The following is a 25,009-nucleotide window of genomic DNA, read 5'->3' on the forward strand; positions in this document are numbered from 1 at the left end:
TGTGCTGCTAATCCCCGCCGCCTCACCTACTCAACCTTACCCCGCACAATCGTTCCCGCCTTCACCTCATCAGAGTAAGCAGTCAGTCGATCAGCTTGCTCATGGAGCTTTTCGATCGTCTCCATTGCCTCCAGAAGCTCTGTATCCCCGCGCTGTTTTGCCAGCCTGAACATTTCCAGGGCAGCTTCTTCGAGGCTGAAGGCCGCGGCTTTCAGGTCTCGGCGCAGTTCTTGGTTGGGTTTGTTGAGGGCCATGTATTCACACCAGGTGAGCGTTCCACACCAGCAGCACCCGAGCCTGGATGTAGGTCTCATCCGCTCTGATCGTTTGCGGTGGGTGCATCGTATTATCAGAAATCATTTTAATCTGATCATCGCCAACCCATTGGAGCCGCTTGATGTAGAGGTGACCTTCCCAAGAGAACATGTAAATCCCGTCCCCAACGAATTCCCGAATACTGATGTCTACGAGCAGCGGGTCTCGATGCTTGATCGTGGGCGCCATCGACTGACCCCAGCCGGTCACCATCTTGAGATGGAAGTGCTCCTTGAACTCGACGCCCATCTCGCGCAGATGTTGAGGGCTTACCCTCACGTCCTGGAGCAACTCCGGGTAGTCGTGCGGTATTTGCCCGCCACCCATGGCAGCGCGGACGTCGTAATGCGCGATCCACACCTCGTCACCAACTACGCCGGGGCGGTAGTAGTCCACCTCTAAAGCGCCGCCGCCATCGTCAAATTCTGCCGCAGCCAGCAACCGTGTACGCGCGTCCTCAGAAAGCCCTTTACCTTGCTTGGTGAGCATCTCACGCACGATATCGGCGGCTGACTTCACCTCGGAACCAGTCGGATCGTCGACTATCGGCATGCGCGAGAGCGCCGGATCAATTCCCGATCCGTACTGAAGCCACTCAATCTTCACACCGAGCGCATCCGCGATTGCTTGCATCTTCGCAGGACCCGGCATCGATTCGCCGTTCAGCCATTTGCTCGAAGCCTTCGGGGTGACCTTGGCGATTTCAGCTAGGCGAGCGCCTGCGCCCCACTGGTCAATACCGTGAGCAGCCAAGGATTTCTTTAAACGAGCCACGAAGGCCGTGCGGATTTCTTCTATCTGAACCATAGGTTCAATATCGCATGCGCTTGCATGTACTTTCAGTTCCGACATAATATGTACCGTAAGTTCATATTTGGCTTGGAGGCCTTATGCGGCCACTCAAAAAATCGATCGATGACGCCGGTGGCGTTCCAGCAGTGGCTTTGGCCTGCGGAAAGACACCTCGTGCCATCTACAAATGGCTCGTCGCCGATGCGCTGCCGCGCACCGAGTACACCGGGGAAACCCAGTACGCCAAGAAGATTGCAGAGCTTGCCAGCACCAACGGTAAGCCGTTTGAGCCTGCTTGGCTGCTTGCCGAGGCTCATCCAAAAAAGTCAGCTGCTTAACCAATTTCAACAGCCAGGAGCACCCGTATGTACATGGACCCCAATCAAAAGCGCGCCATTCCGGTGAAGGTTCGATTCGAACCAGTTCTTGATCGGATTCTGCGTCGAGCCGCAACGAAAACCCGCATGCAGCATGCGACTTATCTCTACGAAATCATCGAGTGGGCCGTTGCGAACGGCGTGATTGAGGAACTCATGCAGGACAAACAAGAAGATATCGCGGGCTGAAGCCCCTTTGGAGGGCCACATGACCGTAGAGCTAGAAAGGCTGCCTCCGCAGACGCGGAAGAGGGTGGAAGCGCTGATGCATACCAACGGCTGGTGTTTTAACCAAGCCATCAACGAAATGACAGAACTCGCCATTGCTGGCGGAGCGCTTTCGGAAGTAGGGCGCAAGAAGGCCAAGGTCCTTCAACTAGTGACCCCAATGAGGGCCTCTTGCAGGGACTCTTCGGGGTAACCCAGAGGGCCTCTACCAAATCACAGACACAAAAAAGCCGGGATTGCAGCCCGGCTAATTCATTACCACTTGATGAGGCCAATTATGCAGAGCCAACCCAATTCAAGCAATACCCCTTCCAATGTCGCGACACGTTTTGATAATTCGAAAAGCGTGTCGTGTACTTCTGCGCTTTCTCACTTGGTCAGGAATACCTGACATGCAATACACCGTCACGATCAACCAGGTGAAGGCGCTAGAGTGGGGGCTGAACTCTCAGCAGGCCCTGCTGTTCGCTTTCGTCTATGAGAGTCCGAGCTGGGCCAATCCAATCAAGACGGACACCGGGATCTACTTCGCGCTTAGCAAGAGCAAGATAGTTGAAGAATTGCCGCTGCTCACTGACAAACCGGACACAGCTTACCGTCTGTTGAAAGCCCTGCGCGATGCCGACCTTATTGAGCTTTCAAGTACTTCCAGCATCACCCTGATCCGCCTGACCGAGAAGGCAAAAGAGTGGAACCGAAAATTGGATGGGTCGGAAAAATATCCGACCTCTGATGCACTCGATGGTCGGAAAAAAATCCGATCTACCTCGGATAAATCTCCGAGCAAGGTCGGAAAAAAATCCGAGCCAGGGTCGGAAAATTTTCCGACAAATCAGGGTACCAATAATCAGGGTACCAATCAGGGAACCAGTAATCAGGATTTGCAGGACGGCTCGGACAAGCCGAACCTGTCCGGCGGATTGGTTCTGGTCATTGGTCGCACCGAATCGCCACGGGTTGAGATTCCCGCCGACATGCCCGGTCCCAAAGATCAGACCTGCAAGACGTTCAAGGTCTGGGCGAATTACGCCATGGCCTACCGCAAGCGTTACAACACCTGGCCGGTGTGGAACGCCAAGGTCGGTGGCCAGCTCGGTCAACTGGTCGACCGCCTCGGCACCGATGTCGCCCACCACGTCGCCGCCCACTTCCTGAAGACCAGTGATGCCGCCGTGCTGCGCAAGTGCCATAGCCTCAACGAACTGCTGGCAAATGCTGAGAGCTACCACACCCAGTGGGTGACCGGTCAGCGCATCAATGGGGCCACGGCCCGCCAGATGGAGCGTACCGAGGCGAACGTCTCCGCTGCGGAACAGGCCGCGCAAATGGTCTTGTCCAAGCGCCAGGCAGGAGAACGCAATGAATACCTCTGAAATGAACGACGCCCAGGTAGCAGGGTTGGCGGCGGCCATCATTGCCACGGCGGAAGCCATGGGCCAGGAAATGAGCCCCGGTACCGCGGCAATCATGGCTGAGGATCTCTGCGTCTATCCCGTATCGGACATCCGCGCTGCCTTGAAAGCCTGCCGCTTCGAAGTAAAAGGCAAGCTGACCATGGCGGACATCCTGCAGCGTGTTCAGGCTGCCGATGGTCGCCCGGGCAAGGATGAAGCTTGGGCAATCGCGATGACCACAAACGATGAATTCGAGACCGTGGTGCTGACCGACGAAATCCAGCTGGCTTTCGCCGCAGCAAAACCGGTTCTCGATGCCGGCGACAAGGTCGGTGCTCGCATGGCATTCATCAGCACTTATGAGCGGTTCGTAGGCCAGGCCCGAGAGGATGCGAGACAGGTCAACTGGCACGTCTCTGTCGGGTTCGACGCCAACCGTCGTATCCAAGCCGTCACCAAGGCGGTGCAAATGCAACGTATCCCGCGGGAACACGGGCAGAAGTACTTGGCCGATCTGAGCGTTGAGCCGGTCACCGAGGACGGTCGCGCCCTGGCTGGCTTGCTCACCAGCGCAGTCACCCGGCCGGCCCCGGCGATTCGCGAAAAGCTCCAGCTGGTGAAGACGTCGATGCTGGAAATGCGGAAGGTCAGTGCCGAGAGGAAAACTGAAATGAGGATTGAAGCGGCGAACGAGTTGGCGGATCGCCGGGCACTGCTGATTCAGCAGGCTCAGGAGCTGGAAGCGAAGAGGGCGACGCAATGACTGACAAGATCAGCGTCAACAGCCAGGCCAAGCTCACCGAGGCCATCACGAAGCTGAACACCATGTTCCGGGACAAGAAGTTTGTGGTGGTGTCTTTGCGCCCGGGCAAGGATCGCACACTCGATCAGAACGCCTTGTGGTTTGCCATGTACAAGCGCATCGCAGAGATGACCCCGATCGGCGATGCAGTCGACGCCCGGCGTTACTGCAAGCTGCACTTCGGCGTCCAGATCCTGCTGAACGAGGATGCCGGGTTTCAGGCGGAGTGGTACCGGGTTATGCGCCATCTGCCGTACGAGATGAAGCTGTCGATGATGGGCGGCTGCAAGCTGTTCGGCCCTGATGGGTTTCCGGTGACCAGCCTGTTCAATCGCGCCCAAGGCATCCAATACACCGACCGAATCGCTGCCTGCTTCTCCGGGCTCGGCGTGGTTTTCACTGACCTGCTGAGCAAGGAGGCTGCATGAGGACTGCGATCAAGGACGTGAAGCAGAAGACGTGCAAAGCCTGTGGCGAGAAGTTTGCCCCGATGTTCAATACCACACAGGTGGTGTGCAGCCAGAAGTGCGCCTTGGCTCACGCTCCCGCCAATAGCGAGAAAGCCCGCAAGGCCATCGACCAGCGCGAGCGCCGCGAGATCAGAGTCCGCAAAGAGAAGCTGAAGAGCAGGGCGGAGCACATACGCGAAGCCCAGGCGGCGGTGAACGAGTACGTGCGCCTGCGTGACGCGCACCTGCCATGCATCAGCTGCGACTCGATGCCGAGCGATCACGACCTGATCACGGGTAGCCGCTGGGACGCCGGTCACTATCGGTCGGTCGGTGCCTGTCCTGAGCTTCGGTTCGAACCTATGAACATCCACCGGCAGTGCGTGAAGTGCAATCGCAATCTGTCCGGTAATGCGGTCGAGTACCGCATCCGCCTGGTGAAGCGCATCGGCGCCGACAAGGTGGATTGGCTGGAAGGGCCTCATTCGGCTCGCAAGTACACCATCGACGACCTCAAGGCCATCAAGGCCGAATACCGGGCAAAGACAAGAGAGCTCAAAAAGGAAGCAGCATGAAACTGATCAGCGCAAGGCAGGTATGGACAGAGTCGCAGCACGAATCGAACGCATCGATCAGTGCCGTAGCAATCGACAAGGCAGAGTCGGCCCCGGTGAAATCAGGTTCTCGCATGCGCCGCCATGAAGCGGTATTTGCGGCCCTGGGCGAGGACAAGGAAGAGCGCATTCAGGTTGTACGCCAGCGGATCAGCATCAGCGAGACGCGCCGCACGCCAGTCGGTCGTTCCACGGCGCGCGCTGCTCACCTGGCGACCATCGGGAAAGTGCTCCGCGCCATCGATACGTTGCCATTCCAGGTGCAGCAGTTCGGCCACTTCCTTTATCACCCGGCGATGACCATGCAGCACGTCATGAACGCAGTGCTGTTGGTGGCAGCGAAAGCGGAGCTGCCCGACCTGACATCGGCCAAGCGCGTGAAGGCCCAGTACCTGATCACCCTAGCGCTGCAGTCGTACAAGGCCCAAGTGAGCGGGGCGGCAGAGTGGGGGCCAGCGCGGGTAGCGTCCGAGATGAAAGAGTTCTTCGGTGTGACGATTGATCCGAAGAACTGGACGCGCGACTGGCTCGACCTGTGGGAATACCTGAAGAAAGTGATCACGGAAGTTGATATCCAGGCTCAGCAACCGGTATGGCAGGTAATTCACGCGGAAAAAGATGAAGAAGCGGCATAAATATATTGACATGACGGGAGTTTGTGCGTACTTTTCCCATAGTGCACAAGTAACGCGAAACGCACACGAATACCTGAACCCGGCCACCGTGCCGGGTTTTTTATTGTGCGCATGCGACATCGCGTGATAGCGTTTTGACTCTACCGAAAATCAGGAGTCATTAATGTCTGTCACCATCTCGCATAAAGTAGGCCTCGAAGTTCCTGAGGAATGGCGCACCCTCCAAATTCTAGAAATTTGGATCGTCGCTATTGATGGGGAGCCTATGGGGGTCTTCTTCAGTGGGGAAGAGGCCAATGCTTATGCACACTGGACGGAGTGGCGCATTTCTGAAGAGTTAAAGCGGAGTTCTGAACCAAGCTCAGGACCTCGATTGGGATAATGCCATCAACAAGGGGAAACTTTATTTCCCTTGGGATGAGAGAAGCCTCGCCATCATGCGGGGCTTTTTTACGCCTCGAATTCACCTGTAGCCAGGGCAGCCCTCGGGAAAGCCTGGACGTCGATAGCCGGATAGTGCGACGTACGGAATCAACACCGGCAGCCCGCGCACCCCGACCTCAGATGCTTTCGGGGTGGCGCGAGTCGGGATCAGTGAGATCGATGCTATTGGGTGTCGACGCTGGGAAGGACTTCGGCGGACAGCGCGGAAAGACGCGTGCACCTATTCGATCAATGCGATGCTTTCTACCGGTTTGCCCGTTACCGGATCCTTCATTGAAGATCGACGGAAGCGACCAGTCGCGACAATCTGGTCAAGGACCGCATCCACTGCCTGCATCGTGCTTGGTTGGCGGGCGTATCGCGTGCGCAGGATGAAGTCCAGTGAGTAGCGCTTGACCTTCGCCAAGCCTTCGCGAGTTTTTCCAATTGGCATTTCAGTCACTCCAGTCTCTTGGAACGCGTCTACTAACCGCTCGATGTACAGGCCGCCCTGGGCACCGCCATACGGAAGATCAATCCAGCCTGGCTCGGAAGGGCTCACGCGAATTGATGTTTTAAGCGCGCCGAGTGCGGCTTCCAACTGTTCCATCTTTGACGTATGTAGGAAGTCTACAAGGCGGTCGCCCTGAGCCTGGTGAACGCCAAGTGCACGGCACAGATCTGCTTTGCGCATGCCTTGCTTCATCATCTCGTTCCATAGAGCAATCTTCGCAACGGTAACAGCTGGCAAAGCAACAACGTGCTCTCCATCCTCCGGTGGGGTCGCTTCTGGAATGGCGCGACGCTCGTCGACATAGAGTGAAAGAGTAGATTCGATCGCGTCCAGGGCTTCGCTGATAGCGTGCTCTCGGTCATCGCCATAGCTGTTCAGTTGCGGCAGGTCTCGGCAGAAGACGGCAACACCTGGTCCATCATCTTCTTCAAAGCGGATTGCATAGTCGTACATGGTCACTCCTCGGAGGTGATGGTCCAGCATTCAGATGTGGTGAAGGGGCTCTCAGAGCCCCAGTTGTTTAATGATCACCTTGCGGGTCGGCTCCGGCATTTCCTTGCTGCCGTGATCCGCGAAGGTGGTCTTGTTGCCGTTTGGGGCGGTGACTTTGAAGTGGCTTCCTTTGCCTGCTTCGAAGGTCACCCCTTGGGCCTTCAACCATCGTCTGAACTCGCTGAACTTCATCACCTCGCCTCGTTGTTTGGATGAGTCCAGTCTACAACACTTTTGTTTTAATACAACATTTATGTGTTATTTGTTTTTGCCCTCTTGAGTCTTTTATCAGCTCGCCCGAAGAGGGCCTCATTCAGGCCTCTGCATTCGCGGGGCCTTTTCGTATCTGGCACCCATGCCCCCGTCTTTGCTCCGAGCGGATGAGGAAGGCGTGGATTGCCGGACCAACTCTCGCTCCCCGCAAGGGAGGAATCCGGATGCCAAACATGCCCGACAAACCAGACACCTGGCTCATCGTCATGGCCTGGCTCAGCCAACACTCCCCAATGCTCTATGCCGCGACACTGTCGTGCTGGATCGCCTTCTTGCGCGTCATCTACGGCGGAGGGGGGCGGCGACAGGCCCTGCTGGAATCCTGCCTGTGTGGCGCGATCACGGCCGGGGCATTCCCGTTGCTCGAATACTTCAACCTCCCATCGAGCCTTGCAGCCGCCGTCGGCGCCATCATTGGCACCCTCGGCGTGAAGAAGGTTGCCGCCTTGGCCGACCGATTCACCGACTTCAAATTGCCCAAGCGTCAGGAGTGACCCATGCAACTGATCGACAACTGGAAACAAGCGCTGAGCATGACCAGCGTTCAGGCGGGTGGCGCTATTGCTGTCTTGGGTATCGCTGAGCAGCTGATGCCGCAACTGCAGGCAGTGCTGCCACCGGTGGCCTATGGCGTGCTGGGCCTCCTGGTGATGGTTGCTCGGGTGATCCTGCAGCCGAAGTTGGCCAAATGAGCAGCGTCACCCGGCTACATCACGCATTGCCATTGAGCCCAGCCATCTACAAGGCCATCACTGATCTGGATAGCGCCATTGTCAAAGCGATCGATGCTGCAAAGGCTGCTGGTCTGCCTCAGGGCCTGGTCGTATCTCTCTTGCACGGGCACGCCCAGGTACAGACCAGCATCATGGTGAGCTGAACTGTTCAATGCTATGGATTGATCTGTCAGTACCAGCTACTTTGAGATTTCACGCAAGGAGTTCGGACATGGCAGATAAATATGTTGGAAAAATAGTTGGGGTTGGCACGGATAACTTGCACTACGTGATTAACATCTATCAGGACGAGACCATTGAGCGCTCGCCAAACGGCATGGTTCGACATGAAGGCCTGAAGCATTTCGAAATGCAATCTGGTGGTGACGTGAAAAAGATTTCTGAGACTGAGTACGAGATTGTGGCTACGGGAGTGAGGGTGACCGTGCATGGTGCTCAAAGCTAAGAAAGTCGGTCTGTCATGTGAGTACTTGAATGAGAGTGCCGCATGGTAGGTCGAAGCAATCTCCCGTTCGCCACCATATGAAAACAAGTGTGGCCAAGGGGGATCGGCTCTGAGGATTCGCCTAAACCTTTGCCTCAAACCACTGCGTTAATCCTTAACCTGCGGGGAGTGAATCAGTTTTCCGGCATAGCTCCGACTCCTTCCTTGAATTAATCCCCGCCAGTATCCGTAGCCACGCCGCCATTTCAAACATCTGAGTACACCCATGACAATCAAGCAACCCGACTGGGAGGCGATCGAGCGATCCCCGCCGGGTAGCGTGTCGTTACAGCCAGTCGAATAGATCTAGCGTTACCATCCCGAATAACACAATCACTCGTGTTGTGACTGAAAAAATCTTATCCCAATACCTGTAGGCGAAGATTGTCGTGCAAGCCAGAGCGAAGGTGATAACAACGTCTTCCATGGTGCAGCTCCATTTTTTAGGAGCTATCTATTATCCAGATCGGTTCCGCCTAGGTTGCAAGTTGATGACGAAAACTTGCAACTTTCAGAGTTTTTTCCAAAAAAAATCTACAGCCAGGTATCGCATGGAAAAGCCGACGCCACCGAAAGAACTGCTGGAGTCAGCGGTAGTCGTCCTGCGCCCAGCTCCAGAGGTGTGGGATTGGATCACTGAGCAGGTCCTTCGCGACACCGGCAGCATTCACAATGAAGACCACGCCCACCTGCTCGACGCTGACATCCGCGTGATGTGGGCATCGGCTGCATTCAGAAAGAAGGGACGCACGGTGGTTGGTCAGGCCGAGCAAGTGGCGTTCCGTGCGGGTGGCTGGCAGAAGGCTCGGATGGAGCAGCAGATGATGGATTGGTTCGGCGATGTGCCGACCTACATCATCACGCTGGCCGCTGACTACTGCGCCCAGTGCTCCGATGCTGACTTCTGCGCCCTGGTTGAGCACGAGCTGTATCACATCGCCCAGGCGAAGGATCAGTACGGCGCTCCCAAGTTCACCCAGGAAGGCTTGCCCAAGCTTGAGATGCGCGGCCACGACGTTGAAGAGTTCGTCGGTGTCGTTCGTCGCTACGGGGCGAGCCGTGAAGTGCAAGAGCTGGTGGACGCTGCGAACAAACCTGCCGAGGTGGGGAAACTGAACATTTCGAGGGCCTGCGGAACCTGTCTGCTCAAGTCGGCCTGAATTTCTGACAGGTTTTGACGGATGACAACCATATGGCAGTACTACGAAGCGAGGTCAAAGCCTTCATCGTTCAGGCTCTAGCCTGTTTTGATACGCCATCTCAGGTGGTCGAGTCGGTCAAGAAAGAATTCGGCATTGAAGTCAGTCGGCAGCAGTGCGAATCACACGACCCGACAAAGTTCGCCGGTCGAGCCCTGGGCGCAAAGTGGGCCGAGCTATTTCACGCTGCCCGCAAGCGATTCCGCGAAGAGACGGAAGACATCCCGATCGCCAATAGGGCGTATCGCCTCCGGGCACTTGGTCGCATGGCTGAGAAAGCCGAGAACATGAAGAACATGTCGCTGACTGCTCAGTTATTGGAGCAGGCAGCGAAGGAAGTCGGCGACATCTACGTCAATCGCAACCGGAAGGACGAGCCTGATGAGGAGCCAGCGATTCCGACCCGCATTCAAGTAGATGTGGTGGATGCGAGGAAGCCGAATGCCGAGCCTTAACGTTCCGCAGTCGCAGTTCCTCCTGTTGCCCCACAAATTTCGTGCATTCGTCGCTGGCTTCGGCTCCGGGAAGACCTGGGTGGGATGCTCGGCACTGAGCAAGCACTTCATGGAATGGCCGGGTGTAAACGCTGGCTACTTCGCGCCGACTTACCCGCAGATCCGGGACATCTTCTATCCAACGATGGAGGAGGTAGCCTACGACTGGGGGCTGAAGACCAAGATCAATCAGGCAAACCATGAGGTTCACATCTACAGCGGCCGGCAGTATCGCGGCACTGTGATCTGCCGTTCGATGGAGAAGCCGCAGACAATCGTCGGCTTCAAAATCGGCCATGCCCTGGTGGATGAGTTGGACGTGCTGACGTCGCTAAAGGCTCAGCAGGCGTGGCGCAAGATCATTGCCCGGATGCGCTACAACCTGCCCGGGTTGAAGAACGGCGTGGATGTGACCACGACGCCGGAAGGCTTCAAATTCGTCTTCCTCCAGTTCGTAAAGCAACTGCGTGACAAGCCGGCGCTGAAGGAAATGTACGGCCTGATTCAGGCCAGCACCTTCGACAACGAGCTGAACCTGCCGGACGATTACATCCCATCGCTGATGGAATCGTATCCCGAGCAACTGATCCGCGCTTACCTCAATGGCCAGTTCGTCAACCTAACCTCCGGCTCGATCTACCACGCGTACGATCGCAAGCTGAACCAGTGCTTCGACACTGTGCAGACGGGCGAGCCTCTGTTCATCGGCATGGATTTCAACGTCGGCAAGATGGCGGCGATCACCCACGTCAAACGGGACCAGGGTCTGCCGCGTGCCGTGGATGAGTTGATGGATGGCTACGACACGCCGGACATGATCCGCCGCATCAAGGAGCGCTACTGGCGCCACAACGGCAACGACTTCGAGAAGACCTGTGAAATCCGGATCTACCCGGACGCATCTGGTGATTCGCGCAAGTCGGTCAATGCCAGCGTCACGGACCTAGCCATGCTTAAGCAGGCGGGCTTCGCGGTCATAGCGCCAGCGGCCAACCCGCCGGTGAAGGATCGAATCAACGCCATGAACGCCATGTTCTGCAATGCGCAGGGCGAGCGGCGTTACTTGGTCAACCCGTTCACATGCCCGACTTACGCCGATGGTCTCGAACAGCAGATCTGGGCGCCCAACGGCGAGCCCGATAAGAGCCAGGGCAACGACCACGCCAACGACGGCGGCGGTTACTTCATCCACCGCGAGTACCCGATCGTGAAGCCGGTCACCTCAATGAAAATGGGAGTCGCCCGATGACGGACGTCACTTTTACCCGTCCCGAGTACGACGCGGCACAGTACCGCTGGCGCTTGGTGCGCGACGTCTGCAAAGGTTCGGAAACCATCAAAGCTGCTGGCGACCGATATCTGCCGCGACCGAACGCATCGGACACCAGCCGGGACAACAAGGACCGCTACGACGCGTACAAGAAGCGCGCCGTTTTCTACAACGCCACGGGTCGAACGAAGCACAGTTTGGTGGGCGCGGTGTTCCGCACCTGGCCAACGCTTACTATCCCTGGCGCACTCGACTACGTGTCGAAGGATATCGACGGGCAGGGCGTGAGCATCTATCAGCAGTCGCAATCGGTCATCGGGCATCTGCTTGAAGTTGGCCGTCACGGGCTGCTGGTGGATTACGCGGCTGTCCAGGCTGGCACCGTGAGTAAGGCGGACGAACAAGCGGGTCGAGCTCGGGCGAACGTCGGCAGCTACCCGGCCGAGGCAATCATCAACTGGAAGACGCGCCAGGTCGGCGGCCAGCACCTGCTGTGCCTCGTCGTGCTGCGCGAGACAGTCGACGTCGACACAGATGATGGCTTTGGTAGCGAGCAGGTTGTCCAATACCGCGTGTTACGTTTGGATGCCGCCGGCGTATACACGCAAGAAGTGTGGGAAGAGGGTTCTAGCCAGACAGCAATGATCATCGCACCCTTCACCCCGCTGAATGGTCTCGGCCAGCCTTGGCGCGTGATTCCGTTCCAGTTTCTGGGCAGCGAGAACAATGACACGACCATCGATGATTCGCCGCTGTACGACATGGCCGAAGTCAATATCGGCCACTACCGCAACAGTGCTGACTACGAAGAGGCGGCATATCTGGTGGGCCAGCCTCAGCCGTGGATGGCTGGGCTCGATGAGCAGTGGCGCGACCATATGGAGAAGAACGGCATCTTCCTCGGCTCCCGTGCGCCCTGGCTACTGCCGGTCAGTGGCACATGCGGCGTATGGCAAGCCCAGCCGAACACGGTAGCCAAAGAGGCCATGGACGCCAAGAAAGAGGACATGGTGTCGCTGGGCGCCCGGCTGATCGAGCGGGGTAGTGCGGTGAAGACAGCGACCCAGGCCGACAACGACAGCGCTGCTGAACACAGCGTTTTGTCATTGGTGGTGAGCAACGTCAGTGAGGCCTACAGCCAGTGCCTGATTTGGATGGCTGAGTTTGTGAATGCCGCGGGCGAAACGCTCTACAAACTCAATCAGGACTTCAGCCAGATCACTCTGGACGCGACGATCCTTTCTGCACTGTTCAATGCGGTGCAGGGCGGCAAGTTGCCGGCGGGCGACTTCTGGCAGTACCTGCGTGATCGCGGCGTGATTGATCCGGAGAAGACCGACGATCAGATCCGCGACGAACTGGAAACCGAGAACCCCGGGCCTGACCTGGATGACGACGAGGTAATCCCGGATGGCCGCAAACCAAGCGATCCTTGATGCCACGATTCGGCACGCCGTCTTCCTCGAGCAACTGAAATCGGGGGAGGTCGCTAAGTTCGGGCCTTTCCTCAAGGAAATTGACCGCTCGATCCGCGAGCGGCTGACCCGGGCCGACCTGACGGATTACAGCGTTGCGCGGCTGGAGCGCCTGCTGAGCGAAGTCGACAGCCTGCTGCTGGGCATCTTCGATCGGTACAGCGAGAAGCTGAACCTCGATCTGATCGACATCGCGAATTACGAGGCCGAGTTCGAGGCAGCCAGCCTGACCCGGGCGGCGCCGGTGGGCGTGTCATTCGACGCGGCGGTGCCGGGTGCTGCTGCGGTGCGTGCGGCGATCCTCACCAATCCGCTCAGCGTGCGCGGTGCGGATGGCGGCAAGCTGCTCAAGTCGTTCATTGATGGCTTCACCACCACCGAACGACAACGCCTCACTGGTGCAATTCGGCAGGGCTTCTTCGAAGGCCAGACGAACTTCCAGATCATCAAGAACATCCGCGGGACCAAGGCGCTCCAGTACAACGATGGCATCCTGGCCACGACTAACCGGAACGCCGGCGCCGTGGTGCGGACGGCGGTGCAGCACGTCGCCACCCAGTCGCGCATGGAGACGCTGAAAGCGAACTCCGATGTCGTGCAATCAGTGGAGTGGGTCAGCACCCTGGATTCGAAGACGACCAGCCAGTGCCGGACGCTCGACAAGCGCCGGTTCAAGTTGACTGAGGGGCCGCGTCCGCCGATCCACATCAACTGCCGCTCGACGGTGGTGGCGGTGACACGCTTCAGTGCGCTGTTCGCCAAGGACGCCACCCGGGCATCCATCGGCAATGGCGGCGCCCAGCAGGTGAGGGCGGATCTCAGCTACTACGACTGGCTCAAGCACCAGCCGGCAGCGTTTCAGGACCAGGCCATCGGCCTAGTACGCGCCAAGCTTTTTCGCGAAGGTGGCCTGAGCATCGAGCGATTCTCCGAACTGCAGCTTGACCGCAATTTCGCACCTCTGACTCTCGTTGAAATGAAAAAGTTGGAACCTTTGGCGTTCGAAAAAGCAGGAGTATAGGTGTAACTATCTGTTTTCCATAGATTTAAAATAAGTTGAATAGCCTATCTCCAGTTGCAACCATAGCGGTTCTTAATGACCCAGCTGGAGAGCGGTATGACCTATCGGATTTTCCCCCTACAGACCAATAAAAAGCGCACGTACATCAGGCTTACCAAGGTTTTAGACTGGTTGGAACCCGAGATATTTGGCGGTGATACTGATCGTGAACTGGCTACTAAGCTTGCTTTAGTGCAGTACGGCAGCCTCCCACCAATCAGTGACGATATAGCTGGTAAACACAAATTTTTCCGGCGTAGGTCACAATTTGTTGTTACGAGGTTTCTTGACGATCACGGACTTCAGCCAGGTGACATGATCAAGCTGGAGCGACTCGGCCCATACAGCTATCGCTTCACACCTGGTTAAACAGGCAATTATCAGATACCCGCTTCGGCGGGTTTTTTATGCCCGCAGGCAGGGCCTGCATCCTCGTCTCTGGGAGACAGCGCCAAGCTGTTCCGTGAGTGCGTCGTTGTTTCGTGATCGTTGACGGAGGGAGCGGATCTGCATATACAGTCCGTTCTTTCAATTTTTGTTTCGGTACGTCATGAGCGAAGAACGAGATATTCCAGAGCCCGAGCACGACCACCTGCTCGATCATGAATTCCATGATGACGAGTCATGGGTTGAAGAAGACGCTCAGGCAATTGTTGATGAAGAAGATGATGACGTTGATCTTCTTGATCAGATAGATCAAGACGACTGACACGGAAAAATTCAACACCCAAAAGGCCCGCCCATTCGCACGGACCTACATGCTTTCAATCAAGCCCTGGCAGCCGCCGGGGTTTTTTATGCCAACGATTTACACAGGCCTCGTCAATGACGGGGCCTTTTCATATCTGCGGGCTGGGTCCGCAAATCGTCTCTGGGAGACAAACAAATGGGCTTGAAGTATCAGCTGGACACTCTGGATGGTCTCGACGACTCCGTTAAATCGCTCTACACCGAGAAGGACGGCAAGTACGTCCTCGGCATTGAAGGACTGCCGCAACCCGAAGACGTTTCGGGCCTGAAGTCGAAGGTTGAAGAACTGCTCGGCGAGAAGAAAGCCGCTGAGAAAGCCCGCAAGGATGCCGAAGATCAGGCTCGCCTGGAGCGCGAAGAAGCAGCCCGCAAGTCCGGCAACGTCGAAGAGCTCGAAAAGTCCTGGTCCGAAAAGTACAACCGCCGCGAAGCCGAGCTGAACGGCATGTTGGAACAGGAGCGAGGCAGCCTGAGCGGGCAGATCCGGGATCTGACTGTTGGCCGTACCGCTACTGATATCGCGTCGGCGCTGGCAATCCCCGGCAGTGCAGAAGCACTTTTGCCCCACATTGAGCGCCGGCTGAGTGTTGAGCAGCGCGATGGAAAGCCCGTCGTGGTCGTTCTCGACAAGCAGGGCAAGCTCTCAGCATCAACGCTTGACGAGCTGAAAGCAGAATTCGCAAACAACACGGCGTTTGCGCCGTTGATCGCGGGTAGCAAAGCATCTGGCGGCGGGGCCGGGGGTGCTGGTCATGGCGGTGGGGCCGCATTGAAACGTTCTGAAATGACGCCAGTGGCCAAGCGTGAATACCTCACAGCTCATGGCCAAGACGCGTACCTGAAATTGCCCAAATAATGGAGTAACCCATGGCGACTACCGTCAACTCGGACATGATCGTTTACAACGACCTTGCCCAAACCGCCTATCTGGAGCGTATCCAGGATGTGATCGATGTCTTCAACGCATCCTCCAATGGCGCGCTGATCCTGGACAACGAACTGATCGAAGGCGATCTGCGCAAGCGTGCTTTCTACAAGCTCGGTGGCGCCATCGCTCACCGTGATGTCAACTCGGTCGCAGCTGTTACCGGCCAGAAGATTGGCTCCGGTGAAATGGTCGGCGTGAAAGTGCCGTTCAAATACGGCCCATACGAAACCACCGAGGAAGCTTTCAAGCGTCGCGCACGCTCTCCGGAAGAGTTTTCCGAGTTGGTCGGCATGGACTACGCCGACGCGGTGTTGGAAGGCTACATCCAGTACGCCATGGCAGCGTTGAAGGCGGCCATCGGCGCCAACGCAAATATGGTGGCTACGGCCAGCTTTGCCACCGACGGCAAGAAGGCGCTGACCAAGGGCATGCGCAAGTTCGGTGACCGCTTCGGTCGCATCGCGCTCTGGACCATGGACTCGGCGACCTACTTCGACATGGTCGATCAAGCCATCACCGAGAAGGTGTACGAAGAGGCTGGCGTGGTCATCTACGGCGGCCAGCCCGGCACCATGGGCAAGCCGGTCCTGGTATCGGACACCATCCCAGCGGAAACCATCTTCGGCCTGCAAGCGGGCGCGATCAAAATCACCGAGTCTCAGGCTCCGGGGTTCCGTTCGTACAACATCGACACCCAGGAAAACTTGGCGATGGGCTTCCGTGCCGAGGGCACCTTTAACCTGGACTTGCTGGGCTACAGCTGGAAGGACTCCACTGGTGGCGTGAACCCGAACCTGGCTGCAATCGGTGCTGGTGCCAACTGGACCAAATACGCAACTAGCGACAAGGTCACTGCCGGCGTCCTGATCGACCTGTCCGCGCCTTAATAGGCTTACTCGCAGCGGGCGGCCTTCAATGGTCGCCCTGGAGATATTCATGGAACTCATCTATTCCGTTCAGAAGTCGGATTTTGATCCGCAAAAGCGCTACCGCAACCCGGAGCACTTCGAACGGCCAGAAGCCGGCGTGACCAGCGTGCTGGTGGTCGGCGAGTGGCCAAACGTGGTTGATGCCTACGAGAATGTCGGCGTCGAAGTGGCGGTGAAGGACGTTGCGCGGGTTCTGTTCGTTGGTGCTGGTGATAACAAGGCTGAACTCGAAGAGCTGATCGGCAAGCTGCGCATCGAAAGCGATACGGTCCGCGCCGTCATCGACGGGCTCGACGCCGGTGAGATTGAAAAGCCGGAAGCCGGTGAGCTCGCAATCCGCCTGTTTCATGCGCTCGACGGCATCCGCCTTCAGATGATAGATCTGGCTGGTGCGCGTGATGAGCTTGCAGCGGAAAACGAGACGCTGCGCAATGAGCTCGCCGAGCTGAAGGCGGGCGAAGGCGTAGAGGTCGAAGCTCTGAAGGCTAAGCTCGATGCTGCTGGCGTGACGTACCGAGCGAACGCGTCGAAAGAATCCTTGGAAAAGCTCGTCGCTGATCTGTCCAAGGCGTGATACTGCGGGTGTCAGCATCACTGACGCCCAATCATTCAAAGCTCATTCCAGCGAGTTGATCCATGACACTCATCATCGAGGACGGCACCGGCAAGCTTGACGCCGAAAGCTACGCATCCACCGAGGATCTGGCCATGTACGCCGTGAAGTTCGGCGTGACCATTCCCGCGGAAGTGCCAACACAGGAAGCGCTGCTGCGTCGTGCCGCACTGGCGATGGATGGCATGACGTGGAAGGGGCGTAAGACCAGCAGCGAGCAGGCGCTGTCCTGGCCGCGCCGGGGTATTGAGTTGGATTACGAGTTCAAGCCCGACAACTACCTGCCAGCGCGCATCCCGTACGGCCAAATGGCCTTGGCCGCTGAGATTCATGCCGACGACATTGATCCGCCTGAGAAACGCAGGGGGGCTGTGACGCTGGAGCGTGTTGAAGGGGCGGTGACTCGCGAGTACGCGACAATTTCCAACGCCAGCGGCCGACTGTTGCCGGCGGCGCCGGATCGGCCTAGCGCCACGCAATTCGCTGACTACCTTCAGCGCAGAGGGTTGTTCGCTGTAAGGGCTTAGTCGGGATATTGCTCCTCCAGCTGAGAAAGTAGATGCCCAATGTCGGTATTGATGCCGTAGACGCAGGAGAACCATTCTTGCGTTGCTGGGTCGGCGTTAATACTCACCAGGATGTTGGCTGACGCTGTGCTTACGGCTGGCTCGAAGTAAAACTCCTCGCATTCGCTGCGGGCTCGTTTTTCGCCATCGACAGTGCCGGTTTTGGCGTACCGCTTGATTTCTTCCTTGAGCAATCTGAAACGCTGCTGCAATTCATCTTTCTCTAGGCGATTGAGTCTGGGCTTGTGCAGTTCCATTAACTCGTTGGCCTGGCTGCAGAAACTGCGCATCTTGCCTATCACTTCGCGAGCATGCTGCTCTTCTTTCGTCATTGTGACTTCCTGTTCCATTAACCGCGTTCTTGGGGTGACGATACTAACCGCCCCACTTGACCCATGCATACGGAGCCACCATGGCCTTTTACGACGAAATGGCCGTGATGGCTCTGGAGATGATCACAGAGTTCGGCCAGCCCGTGACCATCCGGGTGATCACCGTCGGCGAGTACGACCCGGACACCGGGACGGCACCGCCCGATACCATCACCGAGCAGACCGCCCAAGGCATCCTGCTCGACTTCACCGGCCAAGAATTCCAGAGCAACAGTCTCATCAAGCAGGGCGACAAGAAGCTGAAGATCGCCGCGCAGGGGCTTGAGTGGGCGCCTAATCTGCTGAACAAAATCATCGTTCAAGGCCGCACCTGGTCAATCGTCCCGCCGTTGAAAGAGATCAACCCAGCCGGTACGCCGATTCTGTATGAGCTGCAGGTGAGGTCATGAGCCGCGCGGGTTCCGGGCAGTCGGGCAGCTTTGCCTTGAGTCTGGCTGAATTCGCGGCTCAGGCCACGGAAGCTATCGACGCCAGTCTGCGCGAGATCATCATCGAGGTCGGCAGCAGCGTGATCCGCATGTCACCCGTGGGCAATCCCGAGATATGGGCGCAGAACACTGTGGCCCGTCAGTACAACAAGGCCGTAGACGATCACAACAGTGACCTGCGCAATGATCCAGCCAACCTGACGAAAGCGGGCCGCCTCAAGCCAGGCCGTAAGCTGAACGACGGCATGGATATCGTTGCTCCTGAAGGCTACGTTGGCGGGCGGTTCCGGGCGAACTGGCACCTCTCAATCGATGTCGTCGAAAACGTCACCTTCGACGAGGTGGACCCGAGTGGAAGCGAAACCATCGCCGCGCTGGTCTCGGCAGTCAGCGACTTCAACGCCGGCCAGACTGCCTACCTCATAAACAACCTGCCGTACGCGATCCCTCTCGAGTTCGGGCATTCGACCCAGGCACCCAGCGGCATGGTCCGCATAACAGTGGCCCGCTTCCAGCAGATCGTGCAGGAGGCCATTAGGAACAACCAGGTATGAGCCACAACATCATCGCCTCGATCTACGAGGCCAAGCTGATCGCCTGGGCAAAGGCGTTACCGACACCGCTGAAGGTGGTAGTCGAGAACGAGACCTACACGCCCATTGATGGTGCCATCTACCTGAAAGCGTTCACGCTACCCGCCGACACCGCAAGCAACACGCTCGGCGGCGACCACAAACTGTACACCGGCGTGTTTCAGGTCAGCATCGTAACGCCGTCCGGTACGTATCGCGGCGCGGCCGGTGCATTGGCTGACCAGATCGCCGCGCTGTTCCCGCTGTACGAGCGAAACACGAAGGGGGCATTAACGGTGGTGACAATGACGCCGGTAGACCCCGGCCCGGGCGTTTCAGATGACACGACCTTCAGTGTGCCTGTCTCATTTCTGTACCGTGCAGATGCGACTCAGTGAAAAGTTTTATTCATTGACTATCGAGACGCTCCTGTTGCTCAACATGCAAAACCTCTATCGCGTTTTCGATTAGATCTGCATCGGCTATATGGCCATTTTCTCCCCGACCATAATTATCCGCTAAGTTTCTGATGGCTGAGATAGTGAGGCGAGTTAATTGCCAATGATAGGTTTTCAGGAAAGACAGTGCCTCATCAAAAGCCTGCTCTTGGAACTCTACTGAATGCCCGGTTTGAAGCTGGAGAGCTCGGAAAATCGTCTGAGCATGTTCGTAAAGATCTTTCCCAATCAGCCCTTGTGCGTACATGGCGGACGCCGCTGCACGGCGCGCATAACCGTATGCCATTCGCAGCGATAGCTCGTTTTTCATGATCTCTTCAGCGGCATCACCGAGATCGTTATTAATGTCTACGAAAATGTAACCCGTTTTGTGGCGGCGGGGCACCAGATCGACGAGATGTACACGAGGTGTTTTTGGCGTTTTTTTCTTAAAAAACATTGTCCCATGTCCCTTATAGATTTGTTGCCGGCATTGTGCCATCCGCCATGTAGGTATGGATATCTGCGGATCCGAAGTCTAGTTGCTTTGTGCGACAACCACTGTTTTAAACATTTTTTGGTAATCCGCCCGCCATTGAGCGGGTTTTGTCATTTCTGAAAAGAGGAAACCCCATGAGCGTCAAGATTCCCAACGGCACCACCTTCGAGATCGCGGCCACCCTGAGCACTCCGAAAGCGTTCACCGCCATCAGCAATGCTAACCCCGCAGTGTTCACCGCTGCTGCCCATGGCTTGGCCAACGGCGACATGATCGTGATCGATTCCGCCTGGGCTAAGCTGAACGGTCGGCCGGCTCGAGTTATCGATTCGGATATTGGCGATTTCGCCGCGGAAGGGATCGACACCACTAGCGTGAAGAACTATCCGGCCGGATCCGGAGCGGGCACCGTCCGAGCTGCCTCCGCCTGGACGCAGATCGCGCAAATTACTGAACCGACCGCGAACGGTGGTGAGCAACAGTTTCTCACCTACGGGTTCCTCGAAGACGACGATGACCGTCAACTGCCAACCAACAAATCGGCCAGCAGCATGACGCTGCCGGTCGCGGATGACCCAGCCAAGGCGTATGTCGCGCTGGTTGAGGCTGCGGACGAAGACAAAGAGCCACGCCTGGTGCGCGCGAACCTCCCGGGTGGTGCGACCATTTACTACTTCGCGTATGTGTCGATCACTGCCACTCCAACGCTGAGCCGCAACAACATCATGACGCGGACTATCACTCTGTCGTTTGCCTCCCGCCCAACTCGCTACAACGCCTAAGGGGTTTGCATGGCAAAGTTTTCCATCGCGCCAAAGCCGACATTCACAGTCGACGTGGCCATCCCTCAAGTGGGCGGCAAGCCAGCCTTGGTGCCGTTTACTTTCAAGTATCGAGACCGCACTGCCCTGGCGGAACTGTTCGATTCCTGGAAGGAAAAAGCAGAAGCCATCAGGGAACGCTTCAAGGGCGCTGAACCGACACTCACGGAAATTACCGCGGCGGAGATTGAGCAAGGCGTCGACCAGATCAAGGACCTGGTGGTGTCCTGGGGTTTCAACGACAAGCTCAATGATGAGTCGATCACCGCGCTAGTGAAGAGTTGTATCGGCGTTTCTGATGCTGTCGTGAAGGCCTACAGCGAAGCCTTTGGCAAGGCTCGCTTGGGAAACTGATCGCCGCTGCCCGTGCGCTATATGAGTCCGAAGGATCTGCCGAACAAATGGCTATGTTCGGCTTCTCGCCAGAGGACTACGACGAAACCGTTGAGGTCTGGCCTGACAACTGGCCGTCATTCCTCGTCATGGACTCGATGGGAACTCAGTGGCGCACAGGCACATGCGGCGCAACCGGCCTCGACTACGGCGTTTTACCTGGTGTGATGAAACTCGTCGGCATCCCGGCGAAGGATCGCCCCGGTGTGTTCCAGGACATCCGCGTTATGGAGTCGGAAGCCATCGTGGTTATGGCTGAAGCGCGCGACAACAGCCCGTGAGAGCGGGCAATTATTCAAGGTGAGTCGATGAACATTGCAGAGCTCGGAATTCGCGTCGATTCGGCTGATGCCGCCAACGCTGCGACCGATCTCGACAAGCTGACCAAGGCTGGTGATCGCGCTGAGCAGTCCGCCGTCGGCCTGATGAAAGAGATGGAGGCGCTGGAGAAATCGCTGTCGAAAGGTGCGACCTCCACGCAGGAACTGGCCAAACAACGTGACAGCCTGGCGAAGCTGACCAAGACCGGCGCCTATGGCGAGACCGAGTTCACCAAGATCACCGCGCAGCTCGACAAGCAGCAGGCGGCGCTGGCGAAGTCGACGCTGGATGAACAGAAGGCCCTGAACAGCCTACTGGGAGCAATAGATCCGGCCCGGGCGGCCATGGCCAAGCTGGACACCCAGGTCGAGCAACTGGGTAAGCATCTGGATGCTGGTCGCATCAGCCAGGACCAGTACAACTCGGCCCTGAGCAAGATCGATAAGGATTACGCCAAGCTCGAAAAGACTGCCACCGGTTTCGACAAACTTCGCCTCGGTACCCGCCAGGCACAAGAGAACGTCGTGCAGTTGGGGAATGCGCTGTCCTCGGGTGATTGGGGTAGCGGTGTTCGTGCGGTCGCTCAGTTGGGTGCCGGTGCAGGCGAGGGGGCTGCTGGGCTGCTCGCCATCCTTGGGCCGCTCGCGCTGGCCACCGCGGCAGTGGGCGGGCTCGCCTACGCCTTTTACAAAGGCAACGAAGAGCAGAACAGCTACAACAAATCGCTGATCCTGACCGGCAATTACGCCGGTGTAAGTGCTGGGCAACTGGGGGAGATGGCGCGGCAAGTGAGCGCCACTGTCGGCACGACCGGGCAGGCTGCTGAGGTTCTGGCTCTTCTGGCTGGCAACGGCAAGATCGCCGGCGAGAGCTTCACCAGTATCACCCAGGCTGCTGTGTCGATGCAGGAAGCGACCGGTAAGGCTGTCAGCGAAACCGTCGCCGAGTTTTCGAAGCTCGCGGACGATCCCGTCAAGGCATCTGCTGCCCTCAACGAGCAGTACCATTATCTCACTGCATCTGTTTACTCGCAGATCGCAGCACTGGAAGAGCAGGGCGATCATGCGGGCGCGGTGAGACTGGCGACAGAGCAATATGCCGATGCCATCAACGAGCGCACGCCACGAATTCTCGAAAACCTGAGCTTCTGGGAGAAAGGCTACAACGCTGTGGCGCGTGCGGCGGATAGCCTGAAGAACATCGGTCGCCCCGATGTCGACGCGGATATCGAGCAGGCCAGGCGCAACCTTGCGTCCGCCCAGTCAGGCAATGTCGGGCTGTTTCAAAATCAGAAGGAGATGATTGAGCTCTACTCCAATCAACTCAATATGTTAGAGGACAAGAAGGCTGCGGATGCCGATATTGCCAAGTGGGAAGGTGAGCAGGCGAAAGCCCAGGGTGATGCAGTTATCGCCATGGGTAAGATCGACGCACTGACCAAATCCGCGCTGACCAATGAGCAGAAGCGCGCCGAAGCGCTCAAGGACTACAAAAAGCAGCTCGACGACATTCGCAAGGTCGACCCGAAAGACTCCCGGCTTGACCCGGCAGCGGTCGCCAAGAACATCGCGAACATCAACGACAAGTTCAAGGACCCGAAGGTCGCCACCGGTAGTGTCGACACCACCGGTTTCAACAACGCAAAGAACGCCTTGGCCGAAACGCTGGCCTACTACAAGAACGCCGACAAGGAACTGGAGGCATCCCAGCGCGCCGGCGTGATCAGCCAGGCCAGTTACACCGAGCAGCGGGTCAGCTTGCTGAAGCAGCAGGCCGGCGAAGTTGCCCAGGGTTATCAGGCGGAAATCGATGCGCTCGAGGCTGCGAAGGCCAAGAAGGGCACCACCGGCGCCCAGATCATCCAGATTGACCAGAAGATCGCCGATGCCCGCACCGCCATGGTCAAGGCCCAGCAGGACAGCGACAGCGAACTGGCGATCATCGCTACCAACGAGGAAGGACGTCTGCGCAAGCAGGCCCTCGCGGTCGACACGTACACCAATGCCCTGCAGCAACAGGTCGACACGCTTCGGCAGCAGGGATGGCGGGCGGCATCTGGCCTTGGCCAGGGTGACCGGCAGCGCGGGCTGACGGATCAGCAAAACGGAATCGACGACCGCTTCAATCAGCAGCGTCTGGAACTAGCCAACCAGTATGGAGATGGCTCGCGCGGCATGAGCCTCGACGAGTACACCCAAAAGCTGGCGGCGTTGAAAGCCACGCAGCAGGACCTGCACGACACCGTGCAATCGAACTATGACGATATGACCGCCGCCCAGGGGGATTGGAGCGCCGGCGCATCGTCGGCGTGGCAGAACTACCTGGAATCGGCGCGTGACGTGGCCGGGCAGACGAAAAGCTTGTTCACCAACGCTTTCAGCGGAATGGAGGACGCAGTCGCGAACTTCGCCATATCAGGCAAGTTCGCGTTTTCCGACTTCACCAAGTCGATCTTGGCCGATATGGCGCGGATCGCAACTCGGCAGGCGGCCTCCGGGTTGCTGTCGAGCGTTGCCAGCACTGCCGCCAGTGCGTACTTCAGCAGTGGCAGCAGCGCAGCAGCGTCGGCCGGTTCGACCCAAGCCGGCTATACGGGGAGCGATTTCTCGAGTTGGGTTTCTGGGCAAAGAGCCACTGGTGGACCGGTAGCGGCCAACTCGTTGTATGAGGTCAACGAGCTGGGGCCTGAGCTTTACAACGAGGGTGGCCGGTCGTTCCTCATGACCGGGGCGAACGGCGGCAGCGTTACTCCGCTTACATCAGGGGCCAACGTTGCCGCGATAAACAGCGGGGGTGGTCAGGGGGGAATCACCATCAATGCGCCGGTCAGCGTCGTCACCCAGGATCGAACTTCTGAAGGGATGCAACTCGATCAGCAGGCGCTGACGCAGAACCTTCAAACGCAGATGAAGGCCGCAGCCGAAAAAGCCGTAGCCGAATCGTGGCGCGCGGGCGGTATCAGCTTTCGTAACGCAAATGGGAGGGCCTGATGGCAATCGAAACATTTACCTGGCCAACAGAGCGCGGTAGTTCGCCCGAGATTACGTATCGGGTACGGACCTCAAAGTTTGGCAACGGCTACATGCAGATTTCTGGCGATGGGCCAAACAACAAAGAGGACTCCTACCCGATTGCCTTCACCGGGCAGAAAGCCAAAGCGCTGGAGATCATGGACTTCCTCGACCGGCATGCGGGTGCGAAAGCATTTCTCTGGACAACCCCACTCGGCCAACTCGGCCTGTTCACCTGCAAAAATCCCGCCCCCACACCGATGGGGGGCGGCGTCTTCAAACTCACCGCCACGTTTGAACGGGCTTTCCAACCTTAAGGGGTAAT

At 57.6% G+C, this 25,009-nt stretch carries 37 protein-coding genes; 31 read left to right on the top strand and 6 right to left on the bottom strand.

From position 1 onward, the window contains the following. Window positions 1-26: 26 nt before the first annotated feature. Together AC1DWG_RS04715 and AC1DWG_RS04720 are read right to left on the bottom strand one after the other, a co-directional pair. The gene (locus tag AC1DWG_RS04715; RefSeq protein ID WP_477787345.1) at window positions 27-254 is read right to left on the bottom strand and encodes a hypothetical protein; all 228 of its coding nucleotides are present in this window, start codon (window positions 252-254) and stop codon (window positions 27-29) included. A gap of 4 nt (window positions 255-258) precedes the next feature. Next, the gene (locus AC1DWG_RS04720) at window positions 259-1,122 is read right to left on the bottom strand and encodes a LexA family transcriptional regulator (protein ID WP_477787440.1); all 864 of its coding nucleotides are present in this window, start codon (window positions 1,120-1,122) and stop codon (window positions 259-261) included. 83 nt (window positions 1,123-1,205) lie between these two features. Between AC1DWG_RS04720 and AC1DWG_RS04725 the strand changes: the two genes are divergently transcribed. The 8 genes from AC1DWG_RS04725 to AC1DWG_RS04760 all read left to right on the top strand — a co-directional run bounded on the left by AC1DWG_RS04725 (window position 1,206) and on the right by AC1DWG_RS04760 (window position 5,988). Beyond that, on the top strand, window positions 1,206-1,445 hold the full coding sequence (locus tag AC1DWG_RS04725) for a helix-turn-helix domain-containing protein (protein WP_477787346.1): 240 nt from the start codon (window positions 1,206-1,208) through the stop codon (window positions 1,443-1,445). Window positions 1,446-1,472: 27 nt separating this feature from the next. Continuing rightward, window positions 1,473-1,673, top strand: coding sequence for a hypothetical protein (locus AC1DWG_RS04730; protein ID WP_009048020.1), 201 nt, complete (start codon window positions 1,473-1,475; stop codon window positions 1,671-1,673). Window positions 1,674-2,104: 431 nt separating this feature from the next. Beyond that, window positions 2,105-3,085: a phage replication protein gene (locus AC1DWG_RS04735; RefSeq protein ID WP_477787347.1), complete on the top strand. Its 981-nt coding sequence runs from the start codon at window positions 2,105-2,107 to the stop codon at window positions 3,083-3,085. Beyond that, window positions 3,072-3,869, top strand: a complete 798-nt coding sequence (locus AC1DWG_RS04740) for a hypothetical protein (protein ID WP_477787348.1) — start codon at window positions 3,072-3,074, stop codon at window positions 3,867-3,869. The genes AC1DWG_RS04735 and AC1DWG_RS04740 overlap by 14 nt, the downstream gene beginning before the upstream one ends. Further along, window positions 3,866-4,336, top strand: a complete 471-nt coding sequence (locus AC1DWG_RS04745) for a hypothetical protein (protein WP_477787349.1) — start codon at window positions 3,866-3,868, stop codon at window positions 4,334-4,336. Before AC1DWG_RS04740 ends, AC1DWG_RS04745 begins: the two co-directional genes overlap by 4 nt. Next, entirely contained in the window at window positions 4,333-4,932 is a 600-nt protein-coding gene (locus tag AC1DWG_RS04750) for a recombination protein NinG (RefSeq protein WP_477787350.1), read from the top strand. The genes AC1DWG_RS04745 and AC1DWG_RS04750 overlap by 4 nt, the downstream gene beginning before the upstream one ends. Beyond that, window positions 4,929-5,606, top strand: coding sequence for a hypothetical protein (locus AC1DWG_RS04755; protein WP_477787351.1), 678 nt, complete (start codon window positions 4,929-4,931; stop codon window positions 5,604-5,606). Before AC1DWG_RS04750 ends, AC1DWG_RS04755 begins: the two co-directional genes overlap by 4 nt. Window positions 5,607-5,769: 163 nt before the next feature. After that, window positions 5,770-5,988: a hypothetical protein gene (locus AC1DWG_RS04760; RefSeq protein ID WP_457265769.1), complete on the top strand. Its 219-nt coding sequence runs from the start codon at window positions 5,770-5,772 to the stop codon at window positions 5,986-5,988. A gap of 282 nt (window positions 5,989-6,270) precedes the next feature. On the opposite strand, the gene AC1DWG_RS04765 is transcribed toward AC1DWG_RS04760, so the two are convergent. Together AC1DWG_RS04765 and AC1DWG_RS04770 are read right to left on the bottom strand one after the other, a co-directional pair. Continuing rightward, entirely contained in the window at window positions 6,271-6,996 is a 726-nt protein-coding gene (locus AC1DWG_RS04765; RefSeq protein WP_477787352.1) for a type II toxin-antitoxin system HicB family antitoxin, read from the bottom strand. 51 nt (window positions 6,997-7,047) lie between these two features. Then, window positions 7,048-7,227 carry a type II toxin-antitoxin system HicA family toxin gene (locus AC1DWG_RS04770; protein ID WP_477787353.1) on the bottom strand — a complete coding sequence of 60 codons (180 nt, stop codon included), beginning with the start codon at window positions 7,225-7,227 and terminating at the stop codon, window positions 7,048-7,050. A 245-nt stretch (window positions 7,228-7,472) separates the two neighbouring features. Between AC1DWG_RS04770 and AC1DWG_RS04775 the strand changes: the two genes are divergently transcribed. From AC1DWG_RS04775 to AC1DWG_RS04845, 15 genes are all read left to right on the top strand, one after another. Further along, window positions 7,473-7,802 (top strand): phage holin, lambda family, encoded by a 330-nt coding sequence (locus AC1DWG_RS04775; protein WP_477787354.1) that lies wholly within the window; start codon window positions 7,473-7,475, stop codon window positions 7,800-7,802. A 3-nt stretch (window positions 7,803-7,805) separates the two neighbouring features. Further along, on the top strand, window positions 7,806-8,000 hold the full coding sequence (locus tag AC1DWG_RS04780; protein ID WP_477787355.1) for a DUF7940 domain-containing protein: 195 nt from the start codon (window positions 7,806-7,808) through the stop codon (window positions 7,998-8,000). Next, window positions 7,997-8,185: a hypothetical protein gene (locus AC1DWG_RS04785; RefSeq protein ID WP_477787356.1), complete on the top strand. Its 189-nt coding sequence runs from the start codon at window positions 7,997-7,999 to the stop codon at window positions 8,183-8,185. Before AC1DWG_RS04780 ends, AC1DWG_RS04785 begins: the two co-directional genes overlap by 4 nt. A gap of 68 nt (window positions 8,186-8,253) precedes the next feature. After that, entirely contained in the window at window positions 8,254-8,487 is a 234-nt protein-coding gene (locus AC1DWG_RS04790; protein WP_477787357.1) for a hypothetical protein, read from the top strand. Window positions 8,488-9,077: 590 nt separating this feature from the next. Beyond that, on the top strand, window positions 9,078-9,686 hold the full coding sequence (locus tag AC1DWG_RS04795) for a putative metallopeptidase (RefSeq protein WP_477787358.1): 609 nt from the start codon (window positions 9,078-9,080) through the stop codon (window positions 9,684-9,686). A gap of 32 nt (window positions 9,687-9,718) precedes the next feature. Beyond that, a complete protein-coding gene (locus tag AC1DWG_RS04800; RefSeq protein WP_477787359.1) occupies window positions 9,719-10,180 on the top strand; it encodes a DUF2280 domain-containing protein in 462 nt (153 codons plus the stop codon). Continuing rightward, window positions 10,167-11,468 carry a terminase large subunit domain-containing protein gene (locus tag AC1DWG_RS04805; RefSeq protein WP_477787360.1) on the top strand — a complete coding sequence of 434 codons (1,302 nt, stop codon included), beginning with the start codon at window positions 10,167-10,169 and terminating at the stop codon, window positions 11,466-11,468. The genes AC1DWG_RS04800 and AC1DWG_RS04805 overlap by 14 nt, the downstream gene beginning before the upstream one ends. Beyond that, window positions 11,465-12,925 (top strand): DUF4055 domain-containing protein, encoded by a 1,461-nt coding sequence (locus AC1DWG_RS04810; protein ID WP_477787361.1) that lies wholly within the window; start codon window positions 11,465-11,467, stop codon window positions 12,923-12,925. Before AC1DWG_RS04805 ends, AC1DWG_RS04810 begins: the two co-directional genes overlap by 4 nt. Next, a complete protein-coding gene (locus tag AC1DWG_RS04815; RefSeq protein WP_477787362.1) occupies window positions 12,900-13,985 on the top strand; it encodes a minor capsid protein in 1,086 nt (361 codons plus the stop codon). Before AC1DWG_RS04810 ends, AC1DWG_RS04815 begins: the two co-directional genes overlap by 26 nt. Before the next feature lie 96 nt (window positions 13,986-14,081). Next, on the top strand, window positions 14,082-14,393 hold the full coding sequence (locus AC1DWG_RS04820; RefSeq protein ID WP_477787363.1) for a hypothetical protein: 312 nt from the start codon (window positions 14,082-14,084) through the stop codon (window positions 14,391-14,393). A gap of 181 nt (window positions 14,394-14,574) precedes the next feature. After that, window positions 14,575-14,733: a hypothetical protein gene (locus AC1DWG_RS04825; protein ID WP_477787364.1), complete on the top strand. Its 159-nt coding sequence runs from the start codon at window positions 14,575-14,577 to the stop codon at window positions 14,731-14,733. 177 nt (window positions 14,734-14,910) lie between these two features. Next, the gene (locus tag AC1DWG_RS04830) at window positions 14,911-15,630 is read left to right on the top strand and encodes a hypothetical protein (RefSeq protein ID WP_477787365.1); all 720 of its coding nucleotides are present in this window, start codon (window positions 14,911-14,913) and stop codon (window positions 15,628-15,630) included. An 11-nt stretch (window positions 15,631-15,641) separates the two neighbouring features. Beyond that, entirely contained in the window at window positions 15,642-16,589 is a 948-nt protein-coding gene (locus AC1DWG_RS04835) for a major capsid protein (protein ID WP_477787366.1), read from the top strand. A 49-nt stretch (window positions 16,590-16,638) separates the two neighbouring features. Further along, window positions 16,639-17,205, top strand: a complete 567-nt coding sequence (locus tag AC1DWG_RS04840) for a hypothetical protein (protein WP_477787367.1) — start codon at window positions 16,639-16,641, stop codon at window positions 17,203-17,205. 62 nt (window positions 17,206-17,267) lie between these two features. Then, the gene (locus AC1DWG_RS04845) at window positions 17,268-17,771 is read left to right on the top strand and encodes a DnaT-like ssDNA-binding protein (RefSeq protein ID WP_477787368.1); all 504 of its coding nucleotides are present in this window, start codon (window positions 17,268-17,270) and stop codon (window positions 17,769-17,771) included. On the opposite strand, the gene AC1DWG_RS04850 is transcribed toward AC1DWG_RS04845, so the two are convergent. Next, entirely contained in the window at window positions 17,768-18,142 is a 375-nt protein-coding gene (locus tag AC1DWG_RS04850) for a hypothetical protein (protein WP_223507824.1), read from the bottom strand. The two genes, AC1DWG_RS04845 and AC1DWG_RS04850, sit on opposite strands and share 4 nt — an antisense overlap. Before the next feature lie 80 nt (window positions 18,143-18,222). On the opposite strand from AC1DWG_RS04850, the gene AC1DWG_RS04855 reads away from it, so the two are divergent. The 3 genes from AC1DWG_RS04855 to AC1DWG_RS04865 are packed head-to-tail and all read left to right on the top strand — an operon-like array spanning window position 18,223 to window position 19,600. Continuing rightward, the gene (locus AC1DWG_RS04855; protein ID WP_477787369.1) at window positions 18,223-18,591 is read left to right on the top strand and encodes a hypothetical protein; all 369 of its coding nucleotides are present in this window, start codon (window positions 18,223-18,225) and stop codon (window positions 18,589-18,591) included. Next, window positions 18,588-19,184 (top strand): hypothetical protein, encoded by a 597-nt coding sequence (locus AC1DWG_RS04860; protein ID WP_477787370.1) that lies wholly within the window; start codon window positions 18,588-18,590, stop codon window positions 19,182-19,184. Before AC1DWG_RS04855 ends, AC1DWG_RS04860 begins: the two co-directional genes overlap by 4 nt. Continuing rightward, the gene (locus AC1DWG_RS04865; protein WP_477787371.1) at window positions 19,181-19,600 is read left to right on the top strand and encodes a phage tail terminator-like protein; all 420 of its coding nucleotides are present in this window, start codon (window positions 19,181-19,183) and stop codon (window positions 19,598-19,600) included. The genes AC1DWG_RS04860 and AC1DWG_RS04865 overlap by 4 nt, the downstream gene beginning before the upstream one ends. 10 nt (window positions 19,601-19,610) lie before the next feature. On the opposite strand, the gene AC1DWG_RS04870 is transcribed toward AC1DWG_RS04865, so the two are convergent. Continuing rightward, window positions 19,611-20,099 carry a hypothetical protein gene (locus AC1DWG_RS04870; RefSeq protein ID WP_477787372.1) on the bottom strand — a complete coding sequence of 163 codons (489 nt, stop codon included), beginning with the start codon at window positions 20,097-20,099 and terminating at the stop codon, window positions 19,611-19,613. Window positions 20,100-20,272: 173 nt separating this feature from the next. Between AC1DWG_RS04870 and AC1DWG_RS04875 the strand changes: the two genes are divergently transcribed. The 5 genes from AC1DWG_RS04875 to AC1DWG_RS04895 are packed head-to-tail and all read left to right on the top strand — an operon-like array spanning window position 20,273 to window position 25,001. Next, window positions 20,273-20,920 (top strand): phage tail protein, encoded by a 648-nt coding sequence (locus tag AC1DWG_RS04875; protein ID WP_477787373.1) that lies wholly within the window; start codon window positions 20,273-20,275, stop codon window positions 20,918-20,920. A gap of 9 nt (window positions 20,921-20,929) precedes the next feature. Beyond that, a complete protein-coding gene (locus AC1DWG_RS04880) occupies window positions 20,930-21,313 on the top strand; it encodes a phage tail assembly chaperone (RefSeq protein ID WP_477787374.1) in 384 nt (127 codons plus the stop codon). A gap of 47 nt (window positions 21,314-21,360) precedes the next feature. Beyond that, on the top strand, window positions 21,361-21,633 hold the full coding sequence (locus tag AC1DWG_RS04885; RefSeq protein WP_477787375.1) for a DUF1799 domain-containing protein: 273 nt from the start codon (window positions 21,361-21,363) through the stop codon (window positions 21,631-21,633). A 27-nt stretch (window positions 21,634-21,660) separates the two neighbouring features. Continuing rightward, window positions 21,661-24,663, top strand: a complete 3,003-nt coding sequence (locus AC1DWG_RS04890; protein WP_477787376.1) for a phage tail tape measure protein — start codon at window positions 21,661-21,663, stop codon at window positions 24,661-24,663. Further along, on the top strand, window positions 24,663-25,001 hold the full coding sequence (locus AC1DWG_RS04895; protein WP_477787377.1) for a phage tail protein: 339 nt from the start codon (window positions 24,663-24,665) through the stop codon (window positions 24,999-25,001). Before AC1DWG_RS04890 ends, AC1DWG_RS04895 begins: the two co-directional genes overlap by 1 nt. The last annotated feature ends 8 nt before the right edge of the window (window positions 25,002-25,009 follow it).

This window comes from Pseudomonas sp. P4_B3 (assembly GCF_056402295.1).